The organism is Candidatus Brocadia sp. (assembly GCA_021646415.1).
Taxonomy (GTDB): Bacteria; Planctomycetota; Brocadiia; order Brocadiales; family Brocadiaceae; genus Brocadia.
Map to the genome: position 1 here is coordinate 15,085 of SOEU01000011.1, position 15,775 is coordinate 30,859.

At 40.2% G+C, this 15,775-nt stretch carries 13 protein-coding genes and 1 pseudogene; 9 read left to right on the forward strand and 5 right to left on the reverse strand.

Features of this window, described 5'->3' with window-relative positions:
* Nucleotides 1-6 precede the first annotated feature (6 nt).
* From E3K36_10100 to E3K36_10120, 5 genes are all read left to right on the forward strand, one after another.
* Nucleotides 7-1,263 (forward strand): 2-oxo acid dehydrogenase subunit E2, encoded by a 1,257-nt coding sequence (locus E3K36_10100; GenBank protein ID MCF6155585.1) that lies wholly within the window; start codon nt 7-9, stop codon nt 1,261-1,263.
* Nucleotides 1,241-1,948: a lipoyl(octanoyl) transferase LipB gene (lipB, locus tag E3K36_10105; protein ID MCF6155586.1), complete on the forward strand. Its 708-nt coding sequence runs from the start codon at nt 1,241-1,243 to the stop codon at nt 1,946-1,948. The genes E3K36_10100 and lipB overlap by 23 nt, the downstream gene beginning before the upstream one ends.
* A gap of 14 nt (nt 1,949-1,962) precedes the next feature.
* On the forward strand, nt 1,963-2,796 hold the full coding sequence (locus tag E3K36_10110) for a hypothetical protein (GenBank protein MCF6155587.1): 834 nt from the start codon (nt 1,963-1,965) through the stop codon (nt 2,794-2,796).
* A gap of 66 nt (nt 2,797-2,862) precedes the next feature.
* Nucleotides 2,863-3,717 carry a lipoyl synthase gene (gene lipA / locus E3K36_10115; protein MCF6155588.1) on the forward strand — a complete coding sequence of 285 codons (855 nt, stop codon included), beginning with the start codon at nt 2,863-2,865 and terminating at the stop codon, nt 3,715-3,717.
* A 132-nt stretch (nt 3,718-3,849) separates the two neighbouring features.
* A complete protein-coding gene (locus tag E3K36_10120; protein MCF6155589.1) occupies nt 3,850-4,758 on the forward strand; it encodes a sensor domain-containing diguanylate cyclase in 909 nt (302 codons plus the stop codon).
* Between the two features lie 32 nt (nt 4,759-4,790).
* Here E3K36_10120 and E3K36_10125 read toward each other — a convergent pair whose 3' ends face one another.
* Nucleotides 4,791-5,465 (reverse strand): NAD(P)H-hydrate epimerase, encoded by a 675-nt coding sequence (locus tag E3K36_10125; GenBank protein ID MCF6155590.1) that lies wholly within the window; start codon nt 5,463-5,465, stop codon nt 4,791-4,793.
* A gap of 472 nt (nt 5,466-5,937) precedes the next feature.
* Here E3K36_10125 and E3K36_10130 point away from each other — a divergent pair, with 472 nt between their 5' ends.
* On the forward strand, nt 5,938-6,342 hold the full coding sequence (locus tag E3K36_10130; protein ID MCF6155591.1) for a hypothetical protein: 405 nt from the start codon (nt 5,938-5,940) through the stop codon (nt 6,340-6,342).
* Nucleotides 6,343-6,381: 39 nt separating this feature from the next.
* Here the strand turns inward: E3K36_10130 and pyk are convergent, their stop codons facing one another.
* From pyk to E3K36_10150, 4 genes are all read right to left on the reverse strand, one after another.
* Nucleotides 6,382-7,803 (reverse strand): pyruvate kinase, encoded by a 1,422-nt coding sequence (pyk, locus tag E3K36_10135; GenBank protein MCF6155592.1) that lies wholly within the window; start codon nt 7,801-7,803, stop codon nt 6,382-6,384.
* Between the two features lie 479 nt (nt 7,804-8,282).
* Complete coding sequence (locus tag E3K36_10140; GenBank protein ID MCF6155593.1) at nt 8,283-8,732, reverse strand: rhodanese-like domain-containing protein; 450 nt, start codon at nt 8,730-8,732, stop codon at nt 8,283-8,285.
* Nucleotides 8,733-8,803: 71 nt separating this feature from the next.
* The gene (moeB, locus tag E3K36_10145) at nt 8,804-9,619 is read right to left on the reverse strand and encodes a molybdopterin-synthase adenylyltransferase MoeB (protein ID MCF6155594.1); all 816 of its coding nucleotides are present in this window, start codon (nt 9,617-9,619) and stop codon (nt 8,804-8,806) included.
* A 487-nt stretch (nt 9,620-10,106) separates the two neighbouring features.
* Complete coding sequence (locus tag E3K36_10150) at nt 10,107-11,138, reverse strand: DUF362 domain-containing protein (protein ID MCF6155595.1); 1,032 nt, start codon at nt 11,136-11,138, stop codon at nt 10,107-10,109.
* 486 nt (nt 11,139-11,624) lie between these two features.
* Here E3K36_10150 and E3K36_10155 point away from each other — a divergent pair, with 486 nt between their 5' ends.
* The 3 genes and pseudogenes from E3K36_10155 (at nt 11,625) to E3K36_10165 (ending at nt 15,696) form a co-directional block, all read left to right on the forward strand.
* Nucleotides 11,625-13,271, forward strand: a complete 1,647-nt coding sequence (locus E3K36_10155) for a cupin domain-containing protein (GenBank protein MCF6155596.1) — start codon at nt 11,625-11,627, stop codon at nt 13,269-13,271.
* 444 nt (nt 13,272-13,715) lie between these two features.
* Nucleotides 13,716-15,125, forward strand: coding sequence for an ammonium transporter (locus E3K36_10160; protein ID MCF6155597.1), 1,410 nt, complete (start codon nt 13,716-13,718; stop codon nt 15,123-15,125).
* A 389-nt stretch (nt 15,126-15,514) separates the two neighbouring features.
* Nucleotides 15,515-15,696 (forward strand): annotated as a pseudogene (locus tag E3K36_10165) (hypothetical protein).
* Nucleotides 15,697-15,775 lie beyond the last annotated feature (79 nt).

Here is a 15,775-nt window from a genome sequence, read left to right on the forward strand (position 1 = left end):
TGATGTATGTCTGTTAATGTGATTATGCCACAGATGGGTGAGAGTGTAGCGGAAGGGACCATTACCAAATGGCTCGTGCACGAAGGGGATAGAGTTGAAAAGGAACAACCTATTGTTGAAATCAGTACAGACAAGATCGACACAGAGGTGCCGTCACCGATTACTGGCATTCTGAAAAAGATCCTCTATCCCGAAGGTAAGACCATTCCTGTGCAGACAGTGATTGCTCAAATTGAAACCGTTGAAGGAAAAGAAGGTGCAATCGTATCTCCAGAAAAACCCGAAGTTGTAAAGGAAAGAGAAACTGAAGCGGTTGTAAAGCCAACCGAGAAGTTTGTGGAAACGGAAGAAGGAGAAAAAAGGTATTCCCCTCTGGTAAGAAGATTGGCTAAAGAATATAACGTTAATTTAGATGAAGTAAAGGGTACTGGTGAAGGGGGGAGGGTTACGAAAAAGGACATTATGGATTACGTGGCCTCAAAAGCGGGTATTGTTACACCACCGGCAGAGGCCGAAAAGAAGGTTTTGGAGAGAGAAACTCTCCTCCCCTTTAGTCCAAAAAGAAAAATTACCGCTGATAGGATGGTACAGAGTAAGCTGACAGCCGCCCATGTGACAACCGTATTTGAGGTTGATATGACAAAGGTTGCAAAGTATCGCGAGCTAAATCAGGATGCTATGAAGAGAGAGGGTATCCACCTTACCTATCTTCCATTTATAACCCTTGCTACAACTCGTTCCCTTAAAGAGCATCCCATAGTGAACGCCTCATGGACGGATGAAGGCATCATTCAGAAAAACTATATTAACATCGGGATTGCAGTATCCCTTGAAGATGGATTGATCGTTCCGGTAATAAGGGATGCGGACAAAATGAACTTGTTGCAATTAGCCCAGAATATCCAGGATATTGCCTTGCGTGCACGTACAAAAAAATTAAAACCGGAAGAAGTTCAGGGGGGTACGTTTACTATCACAAATTATGGCCTCAATGGTAGCCTATTGGGAACACCCATTATACTGCTACCGCAGGCGGCGATATTGGGTGTGGGGGCTGTTATCAAAAGACCGGTTGTAGTAGATGATGCAATTGCAATTCGATCCATGATGTATCTCAGCCTTTCCTTTGATCATCGGGTTATGGATGGGGCCAATGCCGATATGTTTCTTCGTAAAATAAAAGATATTCTGGAAGGATGGGAGGTTTCAATACATGAGGCGAAGAGGACTGCTCCTCCAACTGGATATAGTGGAGTATGGTGAGGCCTGGGAGTTTCAAAAGACGTTACTGGAAGCAAGGAGTTCTGGCAAGATAGAGGATTGTCTTGTCTTGCTTCAGCACCCACCGACCTTTACCTTCGGACGCAGATATAAAGAAGCTAACTTGATAGATAATAAGGAATATTACGAGAGCAATGGTTTTGCCGTGTATAAAACCGATCGGGGCGGATTGGCTACCTATCATGGCCCAGGCCAGATAGTTGGCTATCCTATAATAAATATGGGTGCTTATACAAAGGATTATTATCAATATCTGCGGATGCTGGAAGAAGTAATGATAAGGGCATTATCTGACTTTAATATTGTGGCCAAACGAAATGAGGGATACACAGGGGTTTGGGTAAAGAAGGCAAAGATCGGGTTTATTGGTGTTCGGATTGCGGTGGGTTACACTATGCATGGTTTTTCTCTCAATGTAAACAATGATTTTTCGCCTTTCAATTTTATTACTCCTTGTGGAATTCAGGGGATGAGGGTTACTTCTATACAGGAATTATTAAACGAGAGCACAAAAATTGAAGAGGTCTATAATAAACTTGCGCATCACTATGCGAATGTATTTCAAGTACAGATGATGCCTATTCAAATGAAGGTGATGACTCAGAGGATTCAGTTTGTGGAAGATCCATGTAAATATACAAATAAAGTTGAAGGTGACAATTCATAAAATAATGACATTTTATGGTTAAACTAGAAAATACAAAAAATAACCGAAGCAAGATCCTTGAAGAAGGCACAAAAGAAGGTATCTTTGGCAGCATAAAAGGCAGGGAAATAGACCATGTGGATTATGACCGATGGATGGGAGGACCCCGTGGACCGGAAAAGATAACATTTAAAGATGGAAGCGCCGTAATATTTAAGTGCGATATTCGGCATTACTGGATGGCCAGCAATCCTGATACAGCAATTCGGGAGGCAATTGTTTATCAAATCGACAAGGTCGTAGGGCTTGGATTGGTGCCAAAAACGATGGTAATTGACGATACATTCGGTAACGTGCGATATGATGGCTCAGTTCAGGAGTGGATTAAAGACGCAAAAGATGGCTATCAGATAAATAAATTTTCAGATGAAGAGAGGAAAGATTTTGAACGACTTAAGGTCTTTGATTTCGTAATTGGGAATAGCGACAGGCACCTGGGAAATGTTTTGTTTACCGACGATAATAAGTTACATGCTATCGATAACAATGCGTGTCTCATTATTGATAAAAATGAGGATATTTTGTCATTTTCAGATTCGATAATAATTTTCTTTAGCAGAAATGTTATTCACGATATGTCGCATATCGTGGAATTAATAAAAAAGTTTTATGCAAACAAAGATACGATATTAAATTTAATAGATAAGTACATACACGATAATACAGAACTCGCCAAAGTAATGGTGGAGTCCAGGATAAATTATTTATATAACATGCTGAAAAAAGACAAACCATTTCCCCGGAAATACAGAGAGTGGCGGAAAGGGTTGGAAGAGGAAGTGCAAAATATATTGAGAAGAAAAAAATAGCCACTATTCAAATGTCGAAATCGGTGTTCTTTGGTGGTGTGTGTATTAAGGATCAGAAATTATACTATGCGTCCAAATTGGCTAAGGGTAAAGTTACCAGCAGGAAGAAATTACCATGAGATAAAAGGTGTTCTGCGGGAGAAACGGCTTCACACGGTATGCGAAGAGGCAATCTGTCCAAATATCGGAGAATGTTTTGAAAAACGGACCGCGACATTTTTAATACTTGGTGACACCTGTACCAGACAGTGTGGATTTTGTGCTGTGAAGAAGGGCAGCCCTTCCGGGACAGATAGGAGCGAACCCCGTCGGATCGCCGAGGCCGTTAAACAGATAGAATTAAAATACATCGTACTTACCTCTGTAACAAGGGACGACCTTCCCGATGGCGGTGCATCAGCCTATGCAAAAACAATCAAATGTATCCGGGAACAAGTAAAAGATTGCAGAATAGAAGTATTGATACCTGATTTTGGCGGGGTTTCAATAGCATTGGAAACAGTGATCAATGCCAGACCAGACGTATTAAATCACAATATAGAAACGGTACCTCACCTTTATCCACAAGTGAGACCTATGGCCAGTTATGTACGTTCCCTGGAATTGTTAAAGAATGCACGTGAGAAAAATCCTTTTTTAACAGTAAAATCAGGACTCATGGTAGGTTTGGGTGAGAAATGGGATGAAATAATCAATACCATGCATGATATAAGGAATACAGGATGCAATATGCTTACTATTGGACAGTATCTGAGCCCAAAGAGGAATGCATTGGCGATTCGGCGTTTTTATACCCCCGATGAGTTTGAATTGTTAAAGTTAGAAGGGGAGAGATTAGGATTTTATCACATAGAATCAGGACCACTTGTGCGAAGTTCCTATCATGCAAAGATGCAATCAAATAACATTTTTGCTGAATAAAGGAATTTTGTATAACCTGTACTCGTTTTTCAGCTCAAATATTTTCATATTTGGCCGATAATGTTATGATAAAATAAGGCTGTATATTGAGGTTGTTTTTTTGATGTACTGAGTTTAAGGGGAAATGCAGCGATGAACGACGGTGATTTATACAGAAGTTTGTTGGATAGCCTCTCTGATGGAATATATGTTGTCGATCAGGGTAGGGTAATTACTTACGGTAATAAAGGTGCAGAGACTCTTACCGGTTATAAGAACTCCGAGGTGGTGGGGCAGTGTTGTAGAGGGAATATTCTGATGTTTGTGGATGAGCAGGGGAGGGACGTCTGTGAGAAAGAATGCATGGCTGTAGAATCAATCGCTGACGGGCGCTCACGGAGTATGGAGGTGTATGTCCGGCATAAAGATGGCTATCGGATGCCTGTGTTAGTGCGCACGTCACCGGTCAGGAATTTAAACGGGCAGATTATTGGTGCAGTTGAGGAACTTTGCGATAATTCTTCGAAGGTTGAGTTTGTTCATAAGATTGAGGAACTTGAAAAGTGTGCCTTACTTGACCCCCTTACAGGATTAATGAAAAGACGTGGATTGGAAATGAACTTGCGGTCTGTGTTTAGTGTGATGCAGAGACATGGTTGGTCGTATGGGATTTTTTTCGTGGATATCGATGAATTTAAAAGAATAAATGACGTATATGGGTATGATATCGGGAACAACGTGTTAAAGATGGTCAGCAAAACACTGTCAAATAGTGTAAGAGCATCAGATATGGTAGGTCGATGGAGTGGTGAGGAATTTATGGTAATTGCTACCAATGCCAGTGAAGACCATCTGTATAAAATTGCAAATAAGATACGTATTTTAGTAGAGCAATCAGGTTTTTCCGTTGGAGCTGATCGTGTTCATGTTACAGTTTCTGTTTGTGCGACCATGGTACAACCAAATGATTCTGTGGATACTTTGCTTAAAAGAATAAACCGTTTAATGGAGCAATGTAAGGTTTCTGGCAAGAATTGTGTATCGGTAAAGCCGGATGGATAAATTAAACCCGAAGATATTGCAAATATTTCATTTTACAGTAACAATTCCTTAGGGATGCTGATATCGGTTACGATAACCTCTCCCGTATATGCTGGTCCATCTCCCAGAGAAAACCCCCTTTTCCTTGCTGCAAATGTTACGGTTTTTGTAGCCTTCATGGCAGTACCCAAAATGTTGCCGTTATTGCAGTCGAGACCAGACGGTGTGTCCACAGATACAATGGGTTTATTTAGGTTATTAATGCCCTCAACGAGTGCTTTAAACGGTTCTCGTACCTCCCCCGAAAGTCCTGTCCCAAACAATGCATCGACGATGATGTCATAACTACCTAATTCTTTTAAGGCATTGGTTACTCCTGTGATATCAAGTACTTCTCTAACGGGGATTTTCATATTTACGAGTATTTGTAGGTTTATACCCGCATCTCCGCCTTTTAAAATATCAGAAATCCGTGCAACAAGAAAGACATCCAATGGAATGCAATGATTGTAAAGGTGTCGTGCTACGACAAACCCATCACCGCCGTTATTCCCTTTTCCACATAAAACTGCCACTTTTGTTTTTTGTGGATTCTGTATTAATTTCAAAACTTCTTCAGCCACGTTCCTGCCTGCATTTTCCATAAGAACAATGCTCGGAATCTTGTATTCTTCAATAGCCTTTCTATCCAACTCCCGCATCTCTTCACGGGTTAATGACTTTTCCATGCTTCCGGTTCTCTATCTTGATGTTGAGGAATTTTCAAACTTTAGTTCCTCCCCCTTAATCCCCCTCACTAAGGGGGACAACCAACTGTCCCCCGCTGGCGGGGGTGAGGGGGTGGACCGCTGTTGCGAAAAATATCTATTTAAAAATTATAGAAACGCAAATTTTGTATCTCTAGTCCATTTTCAAAGAAAAATCGTTGGGTTCTGTCTTTTAAAATCGAACCCAATTTATAATGTATTTTGTTCGATTCGTCTATCATAAATTTCTTTCTATTTTTTGTTTGATAGATTATTATAGCGTTACTTTGTAAAACTTCTTTTTGTGTGAGTTTTTATAATCCCCTTGATCCTCCTGGTTTTTTAAGGGGGACTTGAGGAAATCCCCCTTAATAAAGGGGGCGAGGGGGTTGTTTTTAACCGGTATTTACCGTGTATTTAAAAGTCGCTGACGGAGGCAGCCTCATTTTGACTCATGAACATATTAATCAAATATCTTACCTTATTATCTTTACTCCTGAGTATTATTTTCTTTTCTCTCAATATTAATGCCAAAGAGGGGAAATGGAAATATTACGCAACTGGTGAGGACCGTACGAAGCATTATTACGATCCGGAAAGTGTAGTATATATCTCCGGTAATATTGTTAGGGTATGGGAAAAAACGACTACTTCTGAGGCATCAACTTCTCTAACGAAAGAATTGGAGACTCTTCGGGAAATAGATTGTTCCAGACGAAGGTATCGTGTTCTTGAAATGCGGGTAGAGTTTAGAGATGGAAGCGAAAAGGAACAGTCTTTTTCTGGCCCTAAATGGATGGATATTACGCGAAATACGTGGTTAGATACTCTTTATGAGATTTTATGTAAGGGAAAATAAAAATTTATAATAAGTTTGTTTATATTGAGAGGTACAGAGTTAATAAACCCTCAAGAGATTGGTGGAACCTGGTTTCCAGACGGGGACGCCACCAGTGATGGCTAATGTTTCTTCCTTGCTGATATAACCAGCCTGCCTGGCGGCCTCGATACCCTTTTTCATCATATCGTCGGTGTTTTGCATAGGTTCGGTAAGTATGGGGATGACGCCCCATACCAGCGCAAGCCTTCTATAGGTATTGAGTGATGGAGTAACGGCAAGGATGATTTGTTTGGGCCGGTGTTTGGAAACAAACCGTGCTGTGCTTCCCGTTTGAGTGCAGGTAATAATGGCTTTAATATTAAGGTCATCAGCAACCTGACAGGTCGCACTGCTTATAGCATCGGGTATTGTGACTGTGCTACCCGGTATTCGAACCGTTTCTAAGTTATTTTTTTTGATCAGTCCAGGTTCAACTTCTCTGGCAATTTTCGATAACATACGTACAGACTCGATGGGATAGCGACCTTTGGCCGTTTCTTCCGAGAGCATGACTGCATCGCTTCCATCAAAAATGGCGTTGGCTACGTCAGTCACTTCTGCACGGGTAGGTCTGTAATTGTTGATCATGGATTCCAGCATTTGTGTGGCGGTAATGACTGGCTTACAATAACTGTTAGCAATGCGAATGATCTTCTTTTGAACAAGGGGGATCCTTTCCATGGGTATTTCTACTCCTAAATCTCCCCTTGCCACCATAATAGCATCAGCGATTTTTATAATATCCTCAAGATGATCAAGCGCTTCATGTTTTTCAATCTTGGCGATAACCGGTATGTCTTTATTCCTCTGATGGATAAGCTCCTTAAGCTGTAAGATATCATCCTCGTTTTTAACAAAAGACAGTGCCACATAATCCACATCATGCTCAATTCCAAAGTCAAGGTCTTTTTTGTCTTTTTCGGTGAGAGAGGTTATGGGCAGGCTTCTTGTTGGTATGTTGATTCCCTTTCTGGCGCTCAATACGCCACCAACAATAACCTGACAGAGAATATTAGTTTTATCTTTATGAACGACCTTTAATTCAATCTCTCCATCACAAAGTAAGATAGTATCTCCTGTAAAAACATACTCGGGTAAAAGTGGGTAAGTAACAGACGCTATCTGTTCATTTCCTTCTAAAACTTTGTTTGTAAGTGTAAATAAGTCATTGGCTTTTAATGTAACGGATTCCCTGGATAACGCTCCTATCCTGATTTTTGGACCTGATAAATCCTGGATAATTGCAACTGGTTTTTTTAACTGTGCAGAAATAAGACGTATATTTTTAATAATATCTTTGTGATCTGGTAATGTGCCATGAGAGAAATTTAACCGCGCTACATTCATGCCCGCATGTATCAGTTCCTCAATCATGAATGGGGAATTACAGGCAGGTCCAATAGTACAAACAATTTTGGTTTTGGAGAGATTATTCATTATAAAAATTTTGTCTTATAAAAATACAGATAGCCATATACTTGGGTATTTATAGTATTGGCACGAAAATATACTCTACAGTCAATTACTCTATAAAAACTTCTTTTTTATGTAAGTTTTTTACCTCCCCTTTATCGTTCGACTGAGCTCATGACGAAGTCCCCTCCTTGCGAATGAGGAACAAGGAAAGATTATTTATTGTCATTTACCACCCCTTTCATCCCCTCCTTATGAAGGAGGGGAAAAGGGGTGGTTTTGGGTTGCGGCTTCGCTGCGTTACGCAGTTCTTCAGGACATCTGGTAGCCACAACTTTTAGAAGAACAATGTTCTGCAGGTTATAGCTGCAGCTACCAACTTTGACGTTTTTAGCAGGTAGAGGGGTGTGAATACGCAAGAAACTTATTAAAAAAGAAGTGTAAAATAATGCTAATTTTTGATATTCCAGCCTGCAGATTAAGCCCAATAATCAATCTGCAAATTACTAAGGTTTTTCAACTGAATAGCCTTCTGACTTCCACTGATTAATACCCCCTTCAACATTATACAATTCTTTCAATCCTTTGTCTTTCAGTATCTCACATGCCCTGGCGCTGCGTTTTCCCTTTGCACAATGGACAATCACTTTCTTGTCTTTGGGAATTTTATTGAGGTTTGCTTCCAGTTCCTGGATCGGAATGAGATTGGCACCCTTAATGTGAGCTTCATTATATTCCTCTTTCGTTCGCACATCCAGTATGAACACATCCTTTTCCTTCTCGATTAATTCCTTGGCCTGCCTGGCAGAGATATTCCTTACCTCTGTTTGTGTTTTTGTACTGCCTTCCTCAGCGTGGAGTTTTTTAAAACCGAGCATGCCGGTAACTGTGCTTAAAAATAAGATTACACCCACAGATAAAACTATTACCTTACGTAAATTTCTTTTCATATCCATGAAACACTCCTTATTTATTTGTTTCTCTGCGACCTCTGCGACCTCTGCGGTGTGACTATTACTATTTTTGTTTAAGATCCGACGTGGGCGTGGCAAAACTCTTCGTAATCAATGAGTTCCTTAATCGTAGCTTTATCGCTGCATACCGGACAACTGGGATTCTTATGTATTTTGACCTTTTTAAAATCCATGTTCAGGGAGTCATAAATAAGCAATTTCCCTTTTAATATTTGCCCCTTGCCCAGGATAAGTTTTACAACTTCTGTGGCCTGGATAGAACCAACCACGCCGGGCAAAACCCCCAAGACCCCGGCTTCCTGGCATGACGGTACCAGACCCGGTGGAGGTGGTGTTTCGTATAAGCAGCGGTAACATGGTCCATCAAACGGTACAATGGTAGTGACCTGTCCTTCGAATCTGAATATGGAACCATGTGACAGCGGTTTTTTGAGGAATACACACGCATCATTAACAAGATACCTCGTAGGAAAGTTATCAGCCCCATCAAGGATGACATCATAGTCTTTGATGATATCCATGATATTGTCTGAATTTAAACGTTCTGTATAAGGAATTACCTTTATATCCGGATTTAATGCCTCCAGGGTTTCCTTGGCTGAGATAGCCTTAGAGCGCCCCACATCTTTGGTAGAATGGAGTATCTGCCGTTGCAGGTTTGAATGATCCACACAATCACTGTCGGCAAGGCCGATCTTTCCTATACCGGCTGCGGCAAGGTAAAATGCAGCAGGAGAGCCCAGTCCTCCTGCACCCACCAAAAAAACCTTGGCATTCAAAAGCTTTTGCTGTCCCTTTCCACCTACTTCGGGGAGGATGATATGCCGTGAATAACGTTTTATCTGTTCTTCTGTAAATGGTGATGACATCTTGTTTCCTTAGGTATTAAGCATTTTAAAAGTATTAAAAATATATGGAATCGCGTCTTTTAAATTATTACATACTTTCTGACGTAACATAACATAGCGCAGCATAGCCGCAACCAACGATAACCACCCCTTTTTCCCCTCCTTCATAAGGAGGGGATGAAAGGGGTGGTAAATGACAATAAATAATCTTTCCTTGTTCCTCCTTCGCAAGGAGGAGACTTCGTCGTGAGCTCGTCGAACGATGAAGGGGAGGTAAAAAACTTACACAAAAAAGAAGTTTTTATTGGGTAATATTATAAAAAAGGCCATGTCATGGTATATGACATAACCTCGGCCTTAGTTTTGGGAATTAGTTTTTCATCGAGAGTTAAGCAAAATTATTGCAAACCAAAAAATCGTTACTTATTGGAAAATAATAACAAACGATAGATTATTATTCAATAGATTTTACTTGCTGATATCCCATTTACAAGGCACAGTGTATTCATTATACGTGAATCACGTTAATTTTGGAAAGTTCGTCTATACCCAATCCCAGCGCGGCAGCAGTGGAGATATATTTGGGCTCTCGATTTGCCTGTTTTAGTGACGGAAGTTTCGTCTCTTTCCGTTTTTCTTCGACAATAGTATGGCATACCCTATCTAAGGCCACAGGGTCTCTGCCTACGATAATTCCGTTGTAATTCCATGTCCACTGCGGTTTGTAACCAGGCCCCCCCTGGTACTGTGCAAGAATTGCGTCACATACAATCAACCTTACCTTGTCTGCAATATACGAATGTGTATTCAATTCAGCAATAAACGGATTGCAGTTATTCCCATGATATTTATTAGGATTATGAATAACGCCAAAAAAATTCTTCATTGCCACGCTTATCCCGGCCAGGTCATGGTCTTTTAAGACGGGAACATTAATAATAGCTGTACAGAAACGCGATACTATCTTACTAAAGCACGTTCCTACACTACCTGCCAATTGTGGCTCTGCCTCATAACCACCGCCAGGGATTTCATCTGTGCCGAAACACTGGATTCCTTCAGTCTTGCGGCGGACACGGAATCCAGCGGTCTCAAGCTCCCGGCCAAAACGCTCAAAAACAATAATATTTTTATCTTTAACGCCCGCTAGCTTTAGACCTTGAATAATAGATTCCACAACCGCAACATGAGGAGACATCGTCTTGCCTGATAGGCAGTTTAACTTTATGCCGACAATATCGTTAGGTTTAAAAAGGGCTTGCCATGCCTTTTCTTGTGACACGGCGTTTGTCAGCTGCATTACTGCTTTATGCAGTAATCCCGAAACGAATGACTCTTTTAAATTCCTTGTTTCTGTAAACAAGTTGTCATCACGTGCAATTACTACCGTGGCAGGGTTAATCGTGGATATATCTTCTCCCCACGTAATAAGGGAGGTATTCGTCAGGCATTTCCCAATGATTGAAGAAGCATAAATACCGCTTCCCGTCAGTAAAGCTTTTTTAAGAAATAATCTTCTTTCCTCGTTTATTTTCATCATTTGTCTGTTAAAAGGGAAAAGGTATTAATTTATTTTTTCTGAAAGATATCTTTCAGTTGCTCACTCACAAACTCCTGTTTGGATGTGTAATGGACGAGAAACTCAATTTCTCTTCGATTGTGTTCCCCAATAAGAGTTTGGGACAAGCAGTAATAGTTTGTTTAAAGGCAATTTCCAGCGGCTAAAATTTTAGGGATAAAGTGTTTACCATATTGCCAGTGGTTTTGTTTATAAATTATTGATAGATTTATAGGATTTATCATAAAAGCAATCTCATAAAAAGTCAATAAAGTTATCAGTAAGAAACACCATGGAATTTGTGGGTAAACACTCTGGCAATTTTAAATACTTCCTTGCAATACCCCCTATATTTTGTTTTAATAAAGAAATGCTATTAAAAGTCTTCCCGGAAATAACACGTCTGTAATGGTATGCCTTGTCAGAAACAGAAAGGCACTATAGATTCACACGCGCTACCTTTAATCAATGATCATGAGTCATATTAAACCTTTTTTTTGTCTTTCAGTTTCTTTCCTGGTATTAGTGTTTAGCGGTTGTACAACGGTAAAATATTATCCCGGCAATTTTGTAGAATCACTCCAGCATCCCACCAAATTTCCTGTAGTCTTCTCCGCCGATGTCCAAAACATTGAAGAGATTGCAAACAAAAATCCACTTGGTGAAGACGAAGATGTGAAGATTACCGATGTGGGTGAGAATAAAAATTCAAGTATGCACCTGATCCAGGTCCGTGAGAATGGAGAACTGCGTCCTCATTACCACAAACGTCATGATGAAGTTATTTATGTTAAAAAGGGGAGTGGAATTGCCACCCTCAATGGTACACGATATCTGATAAAACCGGGTTCTATCCTGCAAGTTCCCGGTAAAACGGTGCATAAATTCCTTAATACCGGCAGTGAGCAATTTATGGCCGTTTCTATTATTTCTCCGCCATTTGACGGGAGAGACGAAAAGATTATCAAGGAAAAGAAAAAAGCTGGCAGGCATATAAAAGAAGAAAAAAGACTCGCCACGAAAAAACCTGAAAAGACTGAAGAAAAAAGAGTTGTCTCAGATACAAACAAAGAAGATGACGCAGAAGAAATCGGGACACCTATGGTTAAATCAGATAAAGTTGCAGTAAAGAAGTTGAATAGGCCTGTCCCTGAAGAATGGGATTATGATGCTGAAAAGCCATCACTTTCCTCGAGAAAGATATCGCCGCAAGAAGGGAAAAAGAAACAAGAAAATATAGCAGATGTCACAGAACCCGCAACAAACCTTGAAGATGTGCATGAAAAGCTTGCAAAATTAGTGGAACTCAGGGAGGAAGGAACCATCTCTGCTGAAGAATATGAGGAAAAAAAGGATGCACTTGTGGGAGGTCGGGATATCGGTGACCTCCCGGAATTAAAAGGTCACGCAAAAGGGAAAATGCCGGTGGAAGATGAATCTGTTTTGGATCAGGCTCTTCTCAACAATGATATCTCCGATGAAAATCAGGATACGGTGCCGGGCACACCGGATTTGGTTGATGAAAGCGAACCGGCAGAACATGAAGTTGCATCAGAAGAAAAAGAATCTTTGGAGGATAAACTAAAGATCCTGGAAGAAATGAGGCAGGAAAATTTGATCACTGAAGAGGATTATGCAGATAAGAAAAAAGAACTGGTGGGTATACCCGAAAGAGAAGAAAGCGGGGCAACGGTAGCCGAAAGCATAAATAGTGATGAACGTATCCAGGAGCTTAAGGAATTATACGATCAGGAACTCATTACGGAAGAAGATTATAAACATAAGTTGAAGGAACTTACCGAAGCGCAGGACCCATCTCCAGAAATCCCCGGAGATGAAGAGCAAGCGTCTTCTCTGCCATCCAACGATACCATCGAAGACGAACGAATCAGTGAGCTGAAAGCACTCTATGATGAGGGACTCCTTACACAAGAAGATTATGCATTTAAACTCAAGGAACTGACGGGAGCAGAGACACAAAATTCTTCCCCTGGGATTTCTCCTGGAAATGAAATTAAAAATGAAAAGGTATCAGAACTCAATGAATTAAAGGAGCAAGGCCTTATTTCCGAAGAAGACTACGAATTTAAGAAGGCACAATTGTTGGGCAATTAAATCACACCTCAATTACTATTCCAGATTTTCCATACCCTGTATCATTAAAGTTACTTCACGCAGCATTTCAGAAACATTGTTCTGGCACATGTTTTGCCCTTATTTTACAAGGCTTTTTGCTGAAAAACAAAATTATAGCAAATGGTACTTTTCACTTGATATTTTATCTCAAATGGAATATATATATCCCCTGAAATATCAATATGAAACAACAAAGAAAGATATTTACAATTTTAAAAATATATGCAAAACAATGAATACTTGTCATAAAATTCTCACTGACATTGTTTCATAAAATGCGAAAACAAGCCACCTCTGTGGCTGGTATCATGCATTTTAAATTGTTCCGGAAGTTAAAATTTTCATCAGGGTTTATTTTGTTACCATGCAAGTAATGTGTTAATTCCCACAACAATTTAAATACGAGAAAAGGAGGGCAGGTAGATGGCAATGAAAAGGTTTTTGAAGTTGTACGTTGTTATATGTATCGGTCTTTTATGCATTCCCTTGCTAGGGATGCCAAAAGTATCTGGCGGGACTGAAGCGTTAGAAAGTGGAGAAAAAAATCAATTGGTGAATCAGGCATTGCCCGCAATACATGACACCCAGAACGATTGGAACGCATGGTCTTCACTAGACCCTGATCCCAATGCGGTTTCTGAAAACCATAAAATTCTCCTTGCCAGCAACAACGTGGAATCTCATACACCAGCAAAAAGTGAGTCAGTTCCTTCTAAGGTTGAACATACCGGCGAAATCACATCAGCAATGGAAGATTTTATCGAGTTAACGAAATATGGTAAGGCCATCCATGTCATGGCAATGTTGATGGTCGGTTTCGGATTTTTAATGGTCTTTGTAAAAAGATACGGTTATGGTGCCGTTACTGCTACCTATATTGCAGTAAGCATTGTTATTCCTTATTATATGTTTCTTAAAAAAATGGATATATTTGGGGAACCGGCTGAATTAACAATGGATCGGTTGATCCTTGCCGAGTTTTGTGCAGCAAGTATACTCATTGCCACAGGGGCATTCTTGGGTAGATTGAAGATGTCCCAATATATTATTATGGCATTGGTATTTGTTCCATCCTATATGCTGAATGAATGGATTATGTTAGAAAATGGCATGGGTCTTATCCCAAAAGGCCAGTTGATAGATACGGGTGGCTCTATCGTTATTCATCAATTTGGCGCTTATTTTGGATTAGGTGTGATTGTAAGAATGACCACGAGTGAGGATTTTAACAAGAAGATCGAATCTGATAAGATCAGTAATCAATTTTCGATGCTAGGGAGTATGGTCTTATGGATATTCTGGCCATCCTTTTGTTCTGCACCAGCAGAAATATCAAAAATGCCCCTTGCCGCAGTCAACACTGTTCTTTCGCTTTGTGGTGCAACGGTAGCTACTTACATCACAAGTACAATGATTCGGAAAAAAATCGGTATAGAAGATATGGCCAATGCAGCCCTGGCGGGTGGCGTAGCTATTGGTTCTTCCTGTGCTCATACCACTCCAAGGGCTTCACTGATATTGGGTTTCATCGCCGGTATTTTAAGTGTCATTGGTTTTGCCCTTATTCAACCACGCCTTCAAAGAGCAATAAAAGGAATTGATACTTGTGGTGTCCATAATCTCCACGGAATGCCTGGCATGTTAGGCGGTTTGGCAGCTATCTTTATAGCACAAAATGTCGTACCGGGATTGCAAATTAAGGGTGTCTTTATTACATTTATTATTGCGTGGATTACGGGACTCGCTGCGGGAACAATCGTGTCCCTGTTTGGATATCGAAAACAGGCTTATGAAGATTCAGTGGAATTTATAGTTGAAGAGGAGCATCACTAAATTTTTCTTCTTAAACTCAAAGGGTTCTTTACAAATACCTCCTGCATTGCGTTTCAATGCAGGAGGTTTTTTATTTAAAATTCACTGGTATTTTCGGTTGACTCATTGATTGTATTCTGATATACACATTTACATAAGCTGCAGCGTTGAGCAGCGTAAAGTATATCTTTATGTATAGGAATTTCAAAATAGATTGTTCTTATCATGTCATTCTCACGAAAGTGGGAATCCCGGCGTTTTTTTTATCTGGATTCCCGTTTACACAGGGATGACAGAAACCTGTCCTCGTGGAAACGGGGAAAGGCAGTGTCGTTTTGCCTTGCAAAACAAAACTTAATTTAATGGCTGACTATTAAGAGATCCATGCAGAACAGGGGTAATATTAATTTATGAATTGGAAGATTATCGTGAGCGTATTTGTCACTATCTTTTTAGCAGAGCTAGGGGATAAGCACAACTGGCATCTATCCTGATGACCAGTAAGACAAATAAACCAGTGCTGGTTTTTATTGGTACTATGCTTGCATTTGCTGTAGTTACCGTTATAGGTGTTTTCGTAGGGGGGGCATAACGAAATTTTTGCCTATCTGTTTCATTAAGGTGGGTGCAGCGATTGCTTTTATTATTATCGGAATCCTTATTCTTATAGG